Here is a 16,802-nt window from a genome sequence, read left to right on the forward strand (position 1 = left end):
GCCGCCGGCCCGCGGCCGCCTCGCCGCCCCTCCCGCCGGTGATCCACCGCGAGCGGCCCTAGGGACGATCCCCGCCACATACCCCGACCCGGCTCCGGCACGGGGGCAGGGCGCCGTCAGGGAGCACGTCCTCCGCGGCGGTGATCCGCGGCCCGGCCCCCGGCGGAAGGATCTTCCACGTACCGGATCCCTTCCCCTGCGGAGTGCATCGTGCCCATACGTCTGCGGAACACCCTCCTGGCGGCGCTCGTGGTCGCCGGACTCACCGGCCCCGCGGCGGCGCCCGCCCTCGCCCAACAGCCCGGCTCAACGGCGGCGGTGACGCGGCAGCAGGAGGACGGCCCCGACACCGCCGCGTTGGACAAGGCGCTGCGCGGGCTGCCCGACGAGACGACCACCGCGGCCCTCGCCCGCGTCGGCGGGAAGGGGAGCTGGCACGGCAGTTCCGGCGTACGGGATCTGCGTACCGGCCGGAAGGCACTGGAGCACGGGCGGTTCCGGGCCGGGTCCACCACCAAGGTGGTGACCGCGGCGCTGGTGCTGAAGCTCGCCTCGCAGGGCCGCATCGACCTCGACGGCACCGTGCAGCACTACCTTCCCGGGCTGCTGAGCGACGCGTTCGCGCCCGTCACCGTACGGCAGTTGCTCACCTTCACCAGCGGGCTCAAGTCCGGCGACGACCTCGGCCCGGTCTCGGGAGAGGGGTACGAGAACCGCTTCAAGACCCTCACCCCCGAGCAGGTCGTCGCCTCGTCGGTCGCCAAGGGACCCTACCGGGGTGACGGCGAGGGGCCCGGGAAGAAGCAGCGGTACGCCAACATCGACTACACCGTCCTGGGCCTGCTCGTCGAGAAGGTCACCCGCGACTCCTACGCGCACCAGGCGTGGCTGCACGTGCTGCGCCCGGCCGGGATGCGGCACACGTCCTTCCCCCGCGGCGCCGACCCGCGGATCCACGGCCCGCACAACCGCGGCTACCAGCGGCTGGACGACGGCCGCCTGGTGGACGCCACCGAGTGGAACATGTCCGACCGCTGGGCGGCAGGTGACATGATCTCCACCACGGCCGATCTGGAGCGCCTCCTGTTCGCCCTCTTCCGCGGCGAGATCGTGCCCCAGCCGCTGCTGGAACGGGAGATGTTCACCGTGCCGGACATCGACGGCGCCACCATGAGCGCCGGACTCCAGCGGTACGACGCGGGCGGCGGCCTGGTGCTGTGGGGCAAGAGCGGGGCCCGCCCCGGCTACAACACGCTGCTGGCCGGCACCCGCGACCTGTCCCGGACCCTCGTCTACAGCCTCGACTCGACCGACGCCAAGGGACCGGCGATGAACCCGGTCGGCGAGCGGCTGCTCACCGCCGCGTTCTCCCCCTCAGCGGTTCCCCCGTCCGCGTCGGCGGCGCGCCGGTCGCACTGAGGGCCGGCTCTCCACCACCGAGGCCACCGCGCGGGCGTAGTCGGCCAGGGTGCGAGGAGCCGTCCAGCCGCGGCGGCGGGCCCGGGTGACGTCGAGCACGACGCTGTGCGCGAGTTGGTCGACGGCGTACCGGGTCAGCGGGGGCTCGGTCCCCGGGCGCAGCCGCCAGAGGTGTTCGGCGGCGGCGCCCGCCGTCCGGGCGAGCGGCACCGGGAGGTGCCCGACCCGGGCGTGCACCCCGTGCGCCGCCAGCACCGTGCGCACCGCCTCGTCCCGCCGGTAGGGCACGGGGTCGGCGATGTTGTAGGCGCCGGGCGGCCATCCGCCGTCCGCCGCGGCCAGGCAGGCGTCGGCGAGGTTCTCCACCGCGGTCAGGCTGAGCTGGACGTCGCGCCCCGGGAGCAGCAGCAGGCCGCGCCGCACCCGGGCCAGCAGCCGCGGCACCAGGTGCGGGTCGCCGACGCCGTAGACCGCGCGGGGCCGCAGCACCACGGCTCCGGCGGCCAGCGCCAGGGCCTCGCCCGCGGCCTTGGTCCGGCCGTAGGCGTTCAGTTGCGCGCCGACCGGATGCTCCTCGCGGATCCGGGCCCGCCCGGGGCCCGGCGCGTACACGCTGGCGCTGCTGACCCACACCACCGGCCGCCCCTCCGCCGCCTCCAGCAGCCGGGCCGTTCCGGTGACGTTCACCGCCCGCATCGCCGCCTCGGCCGCCGAGCCCGCGGCCGGGTCCCCGACGGCCGCCGCACAGTGCACCACCACGTCGGCCCCGCCCAGGTCCGGCGCTTCGCCGGAGGCGGCGTCCCAGCGCAGGTGGCGGCCGACCGGGCCGGGCCGCCGCCCCACGCACCGCACCTCGGCTCCCTGTGCGAAGGCAGCACGCGCGACGTAGGAGCCGCAGAAGCCGCTCGCGCCGGTGACGGCGACCGTGGTCATGGTGCCTCCCCGTCCAGGTCGTTCCGGTTGTTCCGGTTGTTCCGGTTGTTCCGGTTGTTCCGGTCGCTCCGGTCGCTCCGGTCGCTCCGGTCGCTCCCACGGTGCTCGCCGTGGCCGCCGTACTCGCCGTTCCGGTGGCTGCTTCCCTCCTCGTTCCGGTGCATGCGCCGCGGTGCCACGGGGGCGGGGCCCGGCCGGACGGTGAGCATGCGCCAGGCGGGCAGGGCCGCGCGGCGGTCGGCGCGGGCGCGGACCACGACGGGCCGGTGCGGGGCGAGCGCGGCCAGCAGGTCGGCGAGCTGCGTGCGTGCGAGCCGGGCCCCCGGGCAGGTGTGCGGCCCCGCGCCGAAGACGAGCCGGGCGACGGCGGCGGGTGCCGGTGCGGGGCAGCCCGGCGCGTCGCGATGGGCGCCGACCGCGTGCCGCGCGACCAGCACCAGCCGGTCGCCGCCCCGCACCGGGTGGCCGTCCAGCGATCCGGGCGCGGCGGCCCGGCGGGGCAGTACCGGCGAGGGTGCCGTCACCCGCAGCAGTTCGTCGACCAGGGTTTCGCGCGCTGCGGGGTCGGCGGCCTGCTCCCACAGTCCGGCGTCCGCGCACCAGGCCACGGCCCGGGGCAGCGCCGCCGCTGTGGTGGCGACCGCGGCGACCGCCACCACGGCCCGCAGCGCCGCACCGGTGCCGTCCGGTGCTCCCGTGCCGTCCGCCGCCCCGGCGCCGGCACCACCCGCGACGCCCCCGGCCCGGTCCCGCAGCAGCTCCTCCAGCCGGGCCGTGGCGCGGGCGGCCGCGCGGGCTGTGCCGGGGCGGCGCGGTCCTGGCAGGTGGTCGCGGACGGCGGCCGCCGCGGCGTCGGCCGCGGCCCGTCCGACGGCGTCCGGATCGGCGGCGGTGCCCAGCAGGGCGCAGACCGTGGCGCCCGCCATCTCGCGGGCGAGCGCGGCCGTCTCCACCGCGCGGCCGTCCGCCAGCGGGGCGAGGCGGCGGGCGAGGACCTCCTGCCACACCGGGCGCAGTCGCACCGTACCCGCCGTACCGAGATCCTCGGCGAGAGTTCGGCGAGAGCCGCGGTGACCGCTGCCCTCCTGGTCGAACAGGGCGCCGCCACCGGAGAGTTCACGGGCGGCGCCGCCCGTGGTCCCGGCGGCCGTGCGGTCCAGCGGCAGCCGGGTGAGGGCTTGCCGGCAGGCGTCGGTGCCGTGCACCAGCACGGTGCGGCCCAGCCGGACCACCGGGCGGCGGCGAGTGGCCGCCAGCAGCGCGAACAGCACCGGATGGCTGCGGGTGTAGACGCGGCGGTCCCGGCGTCGGGCCGCGCGCGGGCCGGGCGGCCGGGCCCGCGACGCCGAAGTCCCCGGAACCGAAGTCCCCGGAACCGAGGGCCGCAGCGCCAGGGCCCGCTCCGTCCGGCCCCGCAGCGTCAGGGCCCGCTCCGTCCGGCCCCGCAGCGTCAGGGCCCGCTCCTCCCGGCTCCTCATCGGCCCGCCGTGGCCCGGCCCGCCATGGCCCGGCCCGCCGTCTCCCGGCGGCGTCCCGCGGCCAGCAGCACGGTCGCGGCGCGGTCGGGCTTGCGGGAGCGACCGGAGAGCGGGATGTCGGCGAGCAGCACCGCGTCCGGGCGGGCCGTGCCCATACGCCGCAGCGGTCCTTCCAGGGCGCCGCGCAGCCGCCGCCGGTCGGTGCCGGGGCTGGGCTGGACGACGGCGACGAGCTGCTCGTCGCCGTCCGGCGCCGGGACGCCGACCAGCAGCGCGAGGTCGACGCCGGGCACGTGCAGCGCGGGCTCGTACAGCCCCGGGTAGATGTTCTCCGCGCGGCGCAGCACCATGTCCTTCATCCGCCCTTCGAGCACGAGCCGGCCCCGGGCGTCCAGGTGGGCGCGGTCGCCGGTGGCGATCCACGGGTCGGGCTCCTCGCCCAGGCAGCGGTGGCGGGCGCCGGGGCCGGTGAGGAGGAGTTCGCCGCTGTCCGCGGTGCGCGCCTCGACGCCGGGCAGCGGCGCGCCCAGCAGGTCCCCGGTTCCCTCGTACTCCGCCTTGGCGGCCTGTTCGACGGCTGCGGCGGGGAAGAGTTCGGTCAGCGCGTACACGCCCCACGCCTCGGCGGCACCGGCCTGCTTGACCCGGGTGAGGAGGGCCGCGCTCGCGGGCGCCGAGCCGGTCCACACGCGTCCCGTGAAGCGGGCACCGGCGGTGAGCGCGGCCCGCAGCCGAGGCGGCGTCAGGTAGCTCGCCTGGGGGCGCAGCCGGGCGAGTTGCCGGGTCAGGACGCGGGGTGCGCGGGCGGGCAGCGCGACGGGGGCGCCGGCGGCCAGCGCGGGGACGAGGACGAAGAAGGTGCCGCCGAGTACGGGTCGCCCGGCTGCGGGCCGTACCAGGTCGCCGACCGTCGCCATCCCCGCGGCGAGCGAGGCGCGGGAGTGCACGACGGCCCGGGGACGGGAGGTGGTGCCGGAGGTGAAGACGACGACGGCGTCCCCGTCGTGGTCCGCGCCCCGGGGGGCCGGGTGCGGTCCGGCCCGCAGGGCGGGGGCGCAGCCCGGCAGCCGGGGCCCCAGCGTCACCACCGGGCCGCCGAGTCCGGCGAGGTCGGGGAGGGCGAGCCGGGCGCGGCGGGCCAGCGGGCGTGCCCACCCGGCGACGGCCTGTGCCGCGGCGTCGGCGAGCACCAGGTCGGGCCGGGCCAGGGCGAGCCGGGCGCGCAGCACGTCGGGGCCCGCGCCGGGGTCGAGCACGGCGGCGCGCAGCCCGAGCCGCCAGGCGGCCAGCAGCACGGCGAGGGCGCGGGGTCCGGGCCGTACGGCGACGCCGAGGGTGTCGCCGGGCCGCAGTCCGCGGTGGTGGAGGGCGGCCGCGTAGTGGTCGGCCAGGTCGGCCAGGTCGCCGCGGGTGGCCCGGACCAGGGTGCGGCCGGTGGGGCCGGCGACCAGGACGGCGGGCAGGTGCGGGTCACGGCGCAGTGCGGCGTGCAGGGTGTCGAGCATCAGCGGGGGTCCTCTCCGTGTCGCCCCGGCCCCTTGTCGAGGTACCAGCGTGCGGTGGTCAGCAGTCCGTAGGTGCGCAGCCGCCGGGTGGAGTTGGCCACGACCATGCGGCGCTCCCGGACGACGGCTGCGGTGGTGCGGCGGACCCGGTTGAGGAAGAGCCGGTCGGTGGGCGAGGGGCGGCGCGGCATGCCGCCGGTGTCCTCGTAGAGGCGGGCGGTGAGGGCCATGTTGTTGCCCGCGTGCATCCGGTAGGGCACCAGGTAGCCGCGGCTGCGCCGGTGTGCGGGGCGCAGCCGTCCGAAGAGTGCCGCGAGGGCGACCAGGAGCCGGAAGGCGGCGCGGCCCGCCGGTCCGTGCTCGTCCCGGCGGGCCGTGATGCGGCCGCAGACCAGTCCGGCTCCGGCGTCGAGCGCGGCGCGTGCGGCGGCGGTCCAGCCGGGCTGCGGCAGGCAGTCGGCGTCGGTGCGGGCGAGCTGTGCGGCGCCGTGCGCGATGGCGTACCGGAAGCCGGTGTCCACGGCGCAGCCCACGCCCTTCTGCGGTTCGGTGACGACGTGCACGGGGAACGGCGCCCGCCGGGCGAAGCCGCGGGCGAGGGCGGCGGTGCCGTCGGTGGAGGCGTTGTCGACGACCAGGAGGGTGAAGTCCCGGTCCCGCTGGGCCGCGAGTGCGGCCAGGGTGCCGGGCAGCCGCGCGGCCTCCTGGTGGGCGGGGACGACGACCCACAGCGCTCCGGCGGGCCGGGCCGCTGCCGCCGCCCGGGCGGGCGGTGCGGGGGCCGGGGACGGTCGGGCCGGTCTCATGCCTTCTCCCAGACCATGGTCATGAGGCTGACGCCGCCGCCGAGGCCGACGAGCAGGACGCGGTCGCCGGGATCCAGCCGGTCGCGGATCAGGTCCAGTTGGACGCCGAGGGTGGCGCTGGCGAGGTTGCCGAGTTCGGGCACGGTGACCACCAGCCGGTCCCGGGGCACCCCGGTCAGCTCCACGAAGCGCTCCAGGTACGGCAGCGTCACCTGGTGGACGAGGATGTGCCGGAAGTCCTGCCACTCCAGTCCGGTGCGGTACCGCATCCGGTCCAGCACCGAGGTGCCGACCTTCTCGAACACGTCGCGCAGTTCGGCGCCGTCGCCGTGGAACCAGGTGTACTCGTCACCGCGCGGATGGCGGGAGCCGCCGCCGGGTATCCCGCCGACGTCCCAGTGCTCGGAGCGGGTCTCGGTGCCGATGTCGAGGATGCCTCCGCGGGGCACGGACTCCAGCACCACGGCGGCTCCCGCGTCGCCGAAGGTGTATCCGGCGAACACCTCCCGGAACCGGTCCAGGTCCGCGGGGGCGTGCTGCACGGCGCGGCTGGGGGTCTCCCCCGTGACGACCAGGGCCCGGTGCGCCCGGCCGGCCAGCAGCATGGCGCGGGCGAGGTCGATCCCGCCGACGAAGCTGTTGCAGGCGTTGGTGACGTCGAGCGCGTGGGCCCGGGAGCCCAGCGCGTGCTGCACGATGTGCGCGGTGGCGGGTTCGGCCACGTCGCGGGTGGCGGAGGCGAACAGGAGCAGGTCGATGTCCGGCGGGGCGAGCCCGGCCCTCTCCAGTGCCGTGCGGGCGGCGCGGACGGCGAGGGTGGAGGCGTACTCGCCGTCGGCGGCGACGCGGCGGGTCCGGACGCCGGTGGCCCGCTCGATCATCCGCGGTGGAACCGGCAGGCCGCTGCGCTCGACGACGGTCCGCCGGAGCTGCTCGGAGTCCACGATCCGCTCCGGCAGCGCCGAACCGACCCCCGTGATACCCACGCCCGGTGCCGCGGCGGGCCGGTCGGCGCAGGTGCTGTGTATCCCCATGCCCGGGAGGTTAGGAAGCCGGGGCGGGCGCGGGCATGAGTGCGGATACTCAGGTGCCCGCGCCGGGTACCTACCGGTTCCCGCGCGCCCGGCGCACTCCGCGCTGCCAGACGTCGGAGACGAGGGGGACTCCCGGCCGGTAGGAGAGGTGGACGTGCGAGGGTGCGTCGAGCAGGGCGAGGTCGGCGCGGGCCCCGGGGGACAGCCGTCCGACGTCGGTGCGGCGCAGGGCGCGGGCACCGCCGGCCGTCGCCGCCCAGAGCGCTTCGTCGGGCGTCATGTTCATCTCCCGCACCGCCACCGCGATGCAGAACGGCATCGAGGAGGTGTACGAGGAGCCGGGGTTGCAGTCGGTGGACAGCGCGACGGTGACGCCCGCGTCCAGCAGCCGGCGGGCGTCCGGGTAGACGGCACGGGTGGAGAACTCGCACCCCGGCAGCAGCGTGGCGACCGTGCTGCCCTGGGCCAGCGCGTCGATGTCCGCGCTGTTCAGGTGGGTGCAGTGGTCGGCGGAGGCGGCCTCCAGCTCGACGGCGAGCCGCACCCCGGGGCCGTGCGTCAACTGGTTGGCGTGCACCCGGGGCACCAGTCCCTTGGCCCGGCCCGCGGTGAGGATGGCGCGCGACTGGTCCTCGTCGAAGGCGCCCTCCTCGCAGAAGACGTCCACCCAGCGCGCGTGGGGGGCGCATGCGTCGAGCATCTCCCCGGCCACGAGCGCGGTGTAGCCGTCGGGGTCGGCGGCGTACTCCGGCGGCACGATGTGGGCGCCGAGGTAGGTGACTTCCGCTACCCCGGCCTCGGCCGCCACCCGCAGCGCACGGGCTTCGTGCTCGGCCGTCAGCCCGTATCCGGACTTCGTCTCGACGGTCGTCGTGCCCTGGGCGGCCATCTCCGCCAGATGCGCCTTCAGGGTGGCCGCCAGCTCCGCGTCGGATGCCTCCCGGGTCGCCTGCACGGTGGTGCGGATGCCGCCGGCGGTGTAGGGGCGGCCCGACATCCGGGCGTTGAACTCCTGGGTGCGGTCGCCCGCGTAGAGCAGGTGGGAGTGGCTGTCGACGAACCCGGGGACGGCGGCCCGGCCGCCCGCGTCCACGGTCTCGTCGGCGGCGGGGGCCTCGCCGGTGGGACCCACCCAGGCGATGTGGCCGTCCTCGACGACCAGGGCCGCGTTCTCGATCAGCCCGAGCGGGCTTCCGTCGCCCTGTGCGGGGTCGTTGGTGACGAGGGTGGCGAGGTTGGTGAGGGAGAAGGTGGCAGGCGCTTGGCTCATGAGGGTCGGTCCTTGGTCGCGGGAGGCACGGGGGCGGGTCGGGCCGCGGTGCGCGGCTGTCGCGGGCGGTGCCCGGCTGTCACGGGCGGAGGGCGGCTGTCACGGGCGGAGGGCGGCGACGGCCCGGGCGAGGGCTTCGGGGACGGAGTCGAGGAGGGTGTGCGCACCGTCCCGCACCACCTGCCGGCCGCCGACCACCGTGTGGCGCACGTCGGCGGAGGTGGCGGCGAACACGGTCGTCTCGGCGGCCAGTCGTGCCACCGGCCCGGCCGTGCGCACCGAGTCGAGCGCGACGGTGGTGAAGTCGGCCGGCGCCCCGGTCTCCAGGCGGCCCGCCTCCGGCCGGCCGAGGGCGGTGTGCCCGCCCGCGGTGGCGGCCCGCAGCAGTTGGCCGGCCGTCCAGTGGCCGCGGGTGCGGCTGGCGAGCCGCTCGTCGAGCTCCAGCGCGCGGGCCTCCTCGAACAGGTCGATCACGGCGTGGCTGTCGCTGCCCAGCGACAGCGAGGATCCGGCGCGTTCGAGGGCAGGTGCCGGTCCGATGCCGTCGGCGAGGTCGCGTTCGGTGGTCGGGCACATGCACACACCGGTGCGGGAGCCGCCGAGCAGGCGGATGTCCTCCGGCGTCAGATGGGTGGCGTGCACGGCGGTGGTCCGCGCGCCCAGCACCCCGTGCTCGTCGAGCAGCGCGGCCGGAGTACGGCCATGGGCGCCGCGGCACGCCTCGTTCTCCGCGACCTGCTCGGACAGGTGGACGTGCAGCGGCGCGTCCCGCTGCCGGGCCCACTCGGCGACGGTGTGCAGCTCCCGTGCGGGCACGGCCCGCACGGAGTGCACCGCGGCACCGACGCGCGCGTGGTCGCCCTGCGGGGTGAAGGCGGCGGCGCGTTCGGCCCACGCCTCCGCGCTGCCGTCGCTGAAGCGCTGCTGCTGCCGGGTGGGCGGTTCGCCGCGGCCGTCCTTGCCGATTCCGGCGGCGAGGTAGGCGGTGTCCAGCAGGGTGATGCGGATGCCCGCGTCGGCCGCGGCCGCGACCAGCGCGTGGCTCATGGCGTTGGGGTCGTCGTAGCGTGCGCCGCCCGGCGCGTGGTGCAGGTAGTGGAACTCGCCCACGCAGGTGATCCCGGCCAGCGCCATCTCGGCGTACACGGCGCGGGCCAGCGTGTAGTAGCTGTCCGGGGTGAGCAGCGCCGCCGTCCGGTACATGGTGTCGCGCCACGTCCAGAAGGTGCCCGAGCCGACCTGCACGGTGCCGCGCAGCGCGCGGTGGAACGCGTGCGAGTGGGCGTTCGCCAGTCCGGGCAGGGTCAGTCCGCGCAGCACGACGGCTCCGGGCGGTGGCGCGGGGACGCCGGTGCGGACGGCCCCGAACCGGCCCTGCGCGGTCGCCTCCAGGACGACGTGCGGCTCGACGGTGCCGTTGAGCCAGGCGTTCTCGCACCAGTAGACCTTCGCCGCGGGTGCGCCGCCGGGGTCGGGGCCGGTCGCCCCGGGGTGCGGCCCGGCCGCCGCGGCAGGCGTCGCCGCGGTCCTGCGCGACGCTGTCGCCCCGGCCTCGGTCTTCTCCGCGGCAGCGGGTCCCGCTCCGGCCGGTCCCGCCTCGGGCCGTTCGGGGCCGGTCGGTCCCGCCTCGGGCCGCCCCGCTCCAGTCGGCACCCCTCCGGTCGGCACCCCTCCGGTCGGCACCCCTCCGGTCGGTGCCGTTCGCGTCCCGGCCGGTGCCGTTCGCATCCCGGTCGTCACATCAGACCTTCCAGTACGTCGGCCAGCGCGGTCACGCCCGCCGCGCAGTCGTCCTCCTCCGCGAACTCGGCGGGCGAGTGCGAGACACCGGTCGGGTTGCGGACATACAGCATGGCCGTGGGCACCGAAGCGGACAAAATACCCGCGTCGTGTCCGGCGCCGGTGGGCAGCACCGGCACCTCGCCGCCGAGCAGGGCCCGGACCCGGTCGCGCAGCGCGTGGTCGAACTCGACCAGCGGCGTCGCGGACTCCCCCGTGACCTCGACGTGCACGCCGTCCCGCCCGCCCCGCTCCCCGGCGGCGCGTTCGATCTCGGCGACGACGCTCTCCAGCGTGCCCGCGTCCGGGGCCCGCGCGTCGAGCCAGCCGCTGACCTGGGACGGGATGGCGTTCACCCCGTTGGGCTGCACGGCCACCCGTCCGAAGGTGGCCAGCGCGCCCGCCAGCCGCGCCTTCTTGCGGGCGGCCAGGACGGTGTTGGCGTAGGTGAGCATCGGGTCGCGGCGGTCCTCCAGCCGGGTGGTGCCCGCGTGGTTGGCCTCGCCCCGGAAGTCGAACCGCCAGCGGCCGTGCGGCCAGATCGCCGACGCGACGGCCACCGGGTGCGCGGTTTCGGCCAGCGCCCGGCCCTGCTCGATGTGCAGTTCGACGAACGCGCCGATCCGCGCGAGGCGCTCGGGGTCGGGGCCGAGCGTCCCGGGGTCCTGCCCGGCCGCCTCCATGGCCTGTGCGAGCGTCACCCCGTCGGCGTCCCGCAGTGCGTGGGCGTCCTGCCGGGACAGCGCGCCGCTCGCCAGGCGGGAGCCCACGCAGGCCAGTCCGAAGCGGGCCCCTTCCTCGTCGGCGAAGTTGACGATGGCCAGCGGGCGGGTGAAGACGGTGCCCCGGGCACGGAGCTCGTCGTGCGCGGCGAGGGCCGACAGGACACCCAGCGGGCCGTCGAAGGCGCCGCCGTCGGGGACGGAGTCCAGGTGCGAGCCGGTCACCACCGCGTCGCCGGCGGAGCCTTCGGCGGCGGGCCCCGCGGCGGCCCCCTCGGTGTCAGACCCGGCCCAGGCCCACTGGTTGCCGTTCCGGTCGACCTCGTAGGCCAGCCCCCGGACCGCCGCCTGCTCCCGGAACCACTCCCGGCACTCCAGGTCGGGCCCCGTCCATGCGAAGCGGCGGTACCCGCCGCCCGCGGACCGCCCCAGCGGCAGCAGCTCCCGCCACATCTGCTGGAACGAGGGCGGCGGGCCGCCGTCCCCCGCCGGGTGCGGCGCCGGACCCGGCGCGGCCCCGACGGCTCCCGCGGCCCCGGCAGCCCCCTCGTCGGCTCCCATCAGGCGTCTCCCTCGCGCATCGGGATGCGCACGCCGCGGTCCGCGGCGACGGCCTCCGCCTCCGGGTACCCGGCGTCGACGTGCCGGATCACTCCCGTGCCGGGGTCGTTGGTCAGCACCCGGCGCAGCTTCTCGCCCGCGAGCGCTGTGCCGTCGGCGACGGTGACCTGGCCGGCGTGCAGCGAGCGGCCCATGCCGACCCCGCCCCCGTGGTGCAGGGAGACCCAGGTGGCGCCGGAGGCGACGTTGAGCATGGCGTTGAGCATGGGCCAGTCGGCGATGGCGTCGGAGCCGTCGCGCATGGCCTCGGTCTCGCGGTACGGCGAGGCCACCGAGCCGCAGTCCAGGTGGTCGCGGCCGAGTACGAGCGGCGCCGCCAGTTCCCCGGCGGCGACCATGTCGTTGAAGCGCTCGCCGGCCGCGGCCCGCTCGCCGTAGCCGAGCCAGCAGATCCGCGCCGGGAGCCCCTGGTAGTGCACGCGTTCACCGGCCAGCTTCAGCCAGCGGGCGAGCGAGGCGTTCTCCGGGAAGAGGTCCAGCAGCGCCCGGTCGGTGGCGGCGATGTCGGCGGGGTCGCCGGAGAGGGCGGCCCAGCGGAAGGGGCCCTTGCCCTCGCAGAAGAGGGGCCGGATGTAGGCGGGGACGAAGCCGGGGAAGTCGAACGCGCGCGCGTACCCGGCGAGCTGGGCCTCGCCGCGCAGCGAGTTGCCGTAGTCGAAGACCTCGGCGCCCGCGTCCTGGAACCCGACCATCGCCGCCACGTGCGCGGCCATCGACTCGCGTGCCCGGAGGGTGAAGTCGGCGGGCTTCTCGGCGGCGTAGGCGGCCATGTCGGCGAAGTCGACACCGGCGGGCAGATAGGCGAGCGGGTCGTGCGCGGAGGTCTGGTCGGTGACGATGTCGATCGGCGCGCCGTCGGCCAGCATCCGGGGCAGCACCTCGGCGGCGTTGCCGAGCAGGCCGATGGAGAGCGGGCGGCGCGCGTCCCGGGCCTCCACGGCGAGCCGCAGCGCGTCCGCGGCGTTCTCGGCCCGGACGTCGAGGTAGCCGTGTTCGATGCGGCGGGCGATCCGCGAGGGGTCGCACTCGACCACCACCGCGACGCCGTCGTTCATGGTGACGGCGAGCGGCTGGGCACCGCCCATCCCGCCGAGCCCGGCGGTCAGGGTGATCGTTCCGGCGAGCGTGCCGCCGAACTTCTTCGCCGCGACCGCCGCGAACGTCTCGTAGGTGCCCTGGAGGATGCCCTGGGTGCCGATGTAGATCCACGAACCGGCGGTCATCTGGCCGTACATGGTCAGACCGAGCTGCTCCAGCCGCCGGAACTCCTCCCAGTTGGCCCAGTCGCCCACCAGGTTGGAGTTGGCGATCAGCACCCGCGGGGCCCACTCGTGGGTGGTCATCACGCCGACGGGGCGCCCGGACTGGACGAGCATCGTCTCGTCGCCGCGGAGGGTGCGCAGGGTGCGGAGCATCGCGTCGAAGGATGTCCAGTCGCGGGCGGCCTTGCCGGTGCCGCCGTAGACGACGAGTTCGTCGGGGTGCTCGGCGACCTCGGGGTCGAGGTTGTTCTGCAGCATCCGCAGCGCGGCCTCCTGCTGCCATCCGAGCGCGCTCAGCTCGCTGCCGCGCGGTGCCCTGACCGGGCGCGGTCCTGCGGTGCTGGTCATGTGGCCCTGCCTCCTCGACTCGCGGCGTACGCGCGCGCCGGGCGTGCCGCGCACTCCGGGGGCGGTACGCGCACTCAGTGGTCGCGTATCGAATCTATTCACCAACGATACGCATTGAATAGATCTAGTCAACGGGTCCGCCCGGCCCCTCGGGCCCTCGGGGGCCCGCCCCGCGTCCTCGGCCGCCCGCGCACCGCGGCGGGCCGGCGGACCGGGCGGACTGCGGCGGACCAGCGGACTGCGGCGGCCAGGGGACGGGACGGGCTCGCCCGGTGGCGTCAGCGGCCGTGGCGGCCCGGCGCGGCCTACGGTCGTCCAGTAGCCCTCCCCCGCAGCCCCCGGAGAACGACATGACGCAGATCCTTTTCGTGCTGACCGGCGCCCGGCACTGGACGCTCGCCGACGGCACCCAGCACCCCACCGGCTTCTGGGCCGACGAGGCCGTCACCCCCTACGAGGCGTTCACCGCGGTGGGCCACGAGGTCGTCGTCGCCACCCCCGGCGGAGTCGTGCCCGCCGTCGACGAGGCCAGCCTGTCCGCCGACGCGAACGGCGGACAGGACAATGCCGACCGGGTCGCGGCCGGGCTGGAGTCCTTCACCGCGCTCGGCCACCCGCTGAGCATCGAGGACGTGCGGATCGACAGCGCAGGCGGCCCGGCCGGATTCGACGCCGTCTTCTACCCCGGCGGGCACGGCCCGATGGAGGACCTGGCGACCGACTCGGACTCCGGCACCCTGCTGGTGCGCACCCTGGCCTCCGGCAGGCCGCTCGGCGTGGTCTGCCACGGCCCCGCCGCCCTGCTGGCCGCCCACACCCAGGAGGGCGCCAACGCCGTGCACGGCTACCGGCTCACCGGCTTCACCAACGCGGAGGAGCGCATGACGGGGCTGGCCGACAAGGCCAAGTGGCTGCTCCAGGACCGGCTGGTCGAGGCCGGGGCGCACTTCGACGCGGGCGAACCGTGGGCCCCGCACGTGGTGGTCGACCACAACCTGGTGACCGGTCAGAACCCCGCGTCGGCCGGCCCGGTGGCCGCCGAACTCATCAAGATGCTCGGCTGAGCCCGCACCCGCGCACCCCGGGGCCTCCGACTCCGGGCGCCGAGCTCCGGGACCGGGCTCCGGGCGCCGAGCCCCGCCCTCCGGGCTCCGAGCCCCGGGTTCGGGTCGAGCGCGAGGCGCGGCCCCGCCGGACCGGCGGCGCGGTCGCACGGCTCGCCGCCGCGGGTCAGTGCACGTATCGCCGCACGGTCTCCGGGTGGAGGACGACGCGGATCTGGTCCGCTGCCAGGATCGCGGCGAGCTGGTCGGCGCGGACCGGGTCGTCGAGGCCCCAGTAGCGGGCGGCCAGACGGACGCACAGGTCGTGCGCTCCGTCTGGTTCCACCGTGGTGCGGCCGGTGACCGACAGCCGGCGCTCCCGCTCCCCCACCGGCGCCGCGACGACGAGCGAGGCGCGGGGGTCGCGGCGCAGTCGGCGGACCTTGAGCGAGTCCGGGGCGGTGAGCCGAGCGGTTCGCCGACCTGGTCGGCGAACCGCCGCTGACCTACCTCACCCACTGGCGCATGGCCCTCGCCGCCGACCTCCTGGTCGAACAGGAGACCGCAACCGTGGCGGACATCGCCCGCACCGTCGGCTACGCCGACCCGTTCGGCTTCAGCGCGGCGTTCAAACGCACCCGGGGCGTCGACCCGAGCGGTTTCCGGCGCGCCGCGACCGCGACCTCCCCGGCGGATTCACGGACCGGACCGGACCGCACGGCCCCGCCCGGACCGGACCGCACAGCCACGGCCCCGGCCGGCCCGAACGTCTGGACACGGGGCGGGTGAAGGTCTGAGGACCCGTCGGCCCGGCCCGCGGGCACCGGGGCGCGGGACGCCCTCAGGCCGTCTTCCCCGGGCTGCCGTGCCAGTCCACGCACATCACCAGCGCGTCGTCCTGAAGCGGTGCCTCGCCACGGTAGGTCGCCAGTTCCCGGAGGACCGCTGCGGGGACCAGACCGGCCGGCAGCAGCCGGTGCCCGGGCAGCGAGCGGGCGAGTGCGCGCTCGCCGTACTTCTCGCCCCGGTCCGGCAACGCCTCCCCCGCCGGCCCCGAGAGCGTGTCGTAGACACCGTCGCTGCCGATCAGCAGGCGGTCGCCGGGTCGCACGGTGAAGGACTCCTCCACGTAGACGGAGTCCTCGAACATGCCGAGCGGCAACTGGTGGTCGAAGGGGACCGCCGCCACGTCACGGCCCCGGATCCGCCACATCCGCGGGGAGCCCGCGTCCACGACCGCCACCCGGCCGGTCGACAGCTCGAACCGCAGCAGCAGCACGGACACGTAGGCCGCGCCCCGGTACTGCGCGTAGACCGCCTGGTCGGCCAGCGTCGCCTGCCCGGCCAGATCCAGCCCGGCCCGGCGCGCGTTGCGCAGCGCGTTGGTGGCGAGGTTGGTCAGCAGCGCGGCGTCTATGCCCTCGCCCATGCCGTTGGTGACGGCGAGGGTCAGATACCGCTCGGACGCCTCCCAGTCGAAGCTGTCGCCGTGGATCGCGTACGCGGGCTCCAGATGGGCGCCGACCTCGAACTCGTCGCGGACACAGGTGCGGCCGGGCAGCAACTGCCACTGCATCTCCGCCGCCAGGGTCAGCCGGGAGGCCCGGCGGGCGAGCAGGAACACGTCCGTGTCCCGCTCGGCGACCAGGATCTCGTGGCCGAGCGCCTCGCACACCTGCCGCAGCGCGGGCAGCAGGCCGCCGGGGTCGGCCGAGGGCGGCAGCCCGACCGAGAGCGTGCCCAGCCGGTCGCCGCGGAGGGTGACCGGCAGATGGACGACGGCTCCGCCGTCCGGCTGCTGGACCGTGAAGGGCTCCTGGGAGCCGAACGCCCGCCCCTGCGGGCTGTCGTGCACGGACACCGGCCCGGCCTCGGCGGCGTGGCCGTCGACCAGTTGCAGCGACTTCATGCCGTAGTCGATCATGCGGAGCTCGACGCGCCCGGCGCCGTACCGGCCGCGCAGTTCCTCGATGACGACCCGGGCGAGCGCGTGCGGCGGTGCGGAGCGCAGCGCCTGCTGCAGGGCGGCGAATCTGTCCACGAGCGGTCCTGGTTCTGTGCGGGGCTGACGATGACCCCGCTGGTAGTGGGATCGCACGGGTTCAGCCGTTCCGGAAGAGTCCCGCGAAAGAACCTATCGCAGACACATGCGGACTGGTCCGGCCGCGTTCCCCGCCGCGACAGCGGGCCACCCCGCGCATGCGGGATGCGGACAGCGGACAGCGGACAGCGGACAGCGGACAGCGGACAGCGGACAGCGGACAGCGGGCGACATGGTGCGGCGATGAGTCGGGTGACACGGTGCGGCGATGAGTTCGCGCTCCGCGCCCGGTCCGTCTTGCCGGGAACGCCGGAGCGACCTGCCCGGCGTACGGCACGGGAGGCAGGAACCATGGTGGAAGCGGACGAGACCGGGGCACGCTGCACCGGAGCGGGCAGTGCCGGTCCACGGCGACGGGAGCGGTACCGCGCAGTGCGCGCACCCCGCGCCGCGCCGGTCGAGGGTCCGGACGGCGGCTGCGGCTGCTACAGCGGCTGCGTCCGGCTCGCCGCGGCCGCCCGCACGACCGCGGGGCCCGGCT

General features: G+C 76.3%; 13 protein-coding genes and 1 pseudogene. 3 read left to right on the plus strand and 11 right to left on the minus strand.

The window, feature by feature from the left end; all coding sequences use genetic code 11:
- Positions 1 to 210 precede the first annotated feature (210 nt).
- Positions 211 to 1,419, plus strand: a complete 1,209-nt coding sequence (locus BMX65_RS23120; RefSeq protein ID WP_075002281.1) for a serine hydrolase domain-containing protein — start codon at positions 211 to 213, stop codon at positions 1,417 to 1,419.
- On the opposite strand, the gene BMX65_RS23125 is transcribed toward BMX65_RS23120, so the two are convergent.
- From BMX65_RS23125 to hutU, 9 genes are all read right to left on the minus strand, one after another.
- A complete protein-coding gene (locus BMX65_RS23125; RefSeq protein ID WP_075002282.1) occupies positions 1,375 to 2,352 on the minus strand; it encodes an NAD-dependent epimerase/dehydratase family protein in 978 nt (325 codons plus the stop codon). The genes BMX65_RS23120 and BMX65_RS23125 overlap by 45 nt on opposite strands.
- Positions 2,349 to 3,830, minus strand: coding sequence for a cytochrome P450 family protein (locus BMX65_RS23130; protein WP_204357589.1), 1,482 nt, complete (start codon positions 3,828 to 3,830; stop codon positions 2,349 to 2,351). Before BMX65_RS23130 ends, BMX65_RS23125 begins: the two co-directional genes overlap by 4 nt.
- A complete protein-coding gene (locus tag BMX65_RS23135; protein ID WP_075002283.1) occupies positions 3,827 to 5,335 on the minus strand; it encodes a class I adenylate-forming enzyme family protein in 1,509 nt (502 codons plus the stop codon). Before BMX65_RS23135 ends, BMX65_RS23130 begins: the two co-directional genes overlap by 4 nt.
- Entirely contained in the window at positions 5,335 to 6,141 is an 807-nt protein-coding gene (locus BMX65_RS23140) for a glycosyltransferase family 2 protein (RefSeq protein WP_239502261.1), read from the minus strand. The genes BMX65_RS23135 and BMX65_RS23140 overlap by 1 nt, the downstream gene beginning before the upstream one ends.
- The gene (locus BMX65_RS23145; protein WP_075002284.1) at positions 6,138 to 7,175 is read right to left on the minus strand and encodes a 3-oxoacyl-ACP synthase III family protein; all 1,038 of its coding nucleotides are present in this window, start codon (positions 7,173 to 7,175) and stop codon (positions 6,138 to 6,140) included. The genes BMX65_RS23140 and BMX65_RS23145 overlap by 4 nt, the downstream gene beginning before the upstream one ends.
- Positions 7,176 to 7,245: 70 nt before the next feature.
- Complete coding sequence (hutI, locus tag BMX65_RS23150; RefSeq protein WP_075002285.1) at positions 7,246 to 8,445, minus strand: imidazolonepropionase; 1,200 nt, start codon at positions 8,443 to 8,445, stop codon at positions 7,246 to 7,248.
- 99 nt (positions 8,446 to 8,544) lie between these two features.
- On the minus strand, positions 8,545 to 10,173 hold the full coding sequence (locus BMX65_RS23155) for a formimidoylglutamate deiminase (protein WP_239502260.1): 1,629 nt from the start codon (positions 10,171 to 10,173) through the stop codon (positions 8,545 to 8,547).
- Between the two features lie 8 nt (positions 10,174 to 10,181).
- On the minus strand, positions 10,182 to 11,507 hold the full coding sequence (locus BMX65_RS23160) for an allantoate amidohydrolase (protein WP_075002287.1): 1,326 nt from the start codon (positions 11,505 to 11,507) through the stop codon (positions 10,182 to 10,184).
- Positions 11,507 to 13,177 (minus strand): urocanate hydratase, encoded by a 1,671-nt coding sequence (hutU, locus tag BMX65_RS23165; RefSeq protein WP_075002288.1) that lies wholly within the window; start codon positions 13,175 to 13,177, stop codon positions 11,507 to 11,509. Before hutU ends, BMX65_RS23160 begins: the two co-directional genes overlap by 1 nt.
- 350 nt (positions 13,178 to 13,527) lie before the next feature.
- Here hutU and BMX65_RS23170 point away from each other — a divergent pair, with 350 nt between their 5' ends.
- Entirely contained in the window at positions 13,528 to 14,241 is a 714-nt protein-coding gene (locus BMX65_RS23170; protein ID WP_075002289.1) for a type 1 glutamine amidotransferase domain-containing protein, read from the plus strand.
- A 166-nt stretch (positions 14,242 to 14,407) separates the two neighbouring features.
- On the opposite strand, the gene BMX65_RS23175 is transcribed toward BMX65_RS23170, so the two are convergent.
- Positions 14,408 to 14,611, minus strand: a complete 204-nt coding sequence (locus BMX65_RS23175) for a hypothetical protein (protein WP_239502259.1) — start codon at positions 14,609 to 14,611, stop codon at positions 14,408 to 14,410.
- 74 nt (positions 14,612 to 14,685) lie between these two features.
- On the opposite strand from BMX65_RS23175, the pseudogene BMX65_RS23180 reads away from it, so the two are divergent.
- Positions 14,686 to 15,009 (plus strand): annotated as a pseudogene (locus BMX65_RS23180) (helix-turn-helix transcriptional regulator); the annotation flags it as partial.
- Between the two features lie 52 nt (positions 15,010 to 15,061).
- On the opposite strand, the gene BMX65_RS23185 reads toward BMX65_RS23180, so the two are convergent.
- Positions 15,062 to 16,261, minus strand: coding sequence for a PP2C family protein-serine/threonine phosphatase (locus BMX65_RS23185; protein WP_075002290.1), 1,200 nt, complete (start codon positions 16,259 to 16,261; stop codon positions 15,062 to 15,064).
- Between the last annotated feature and the right edge of the window lie 541 nt (positions 16,262 to 16,802).

Source organism: Streptomyces qinglanensis (assembly GCF_900111245.1).
In the GTDB taxonomy this organism is placed as follows: domain Bacteria; phylum Actinomycetota; class Actinomycetes; order Streptomycetales; family Streptomycetaceae; genus Streptomyces; species Streptomyces qinglanensis.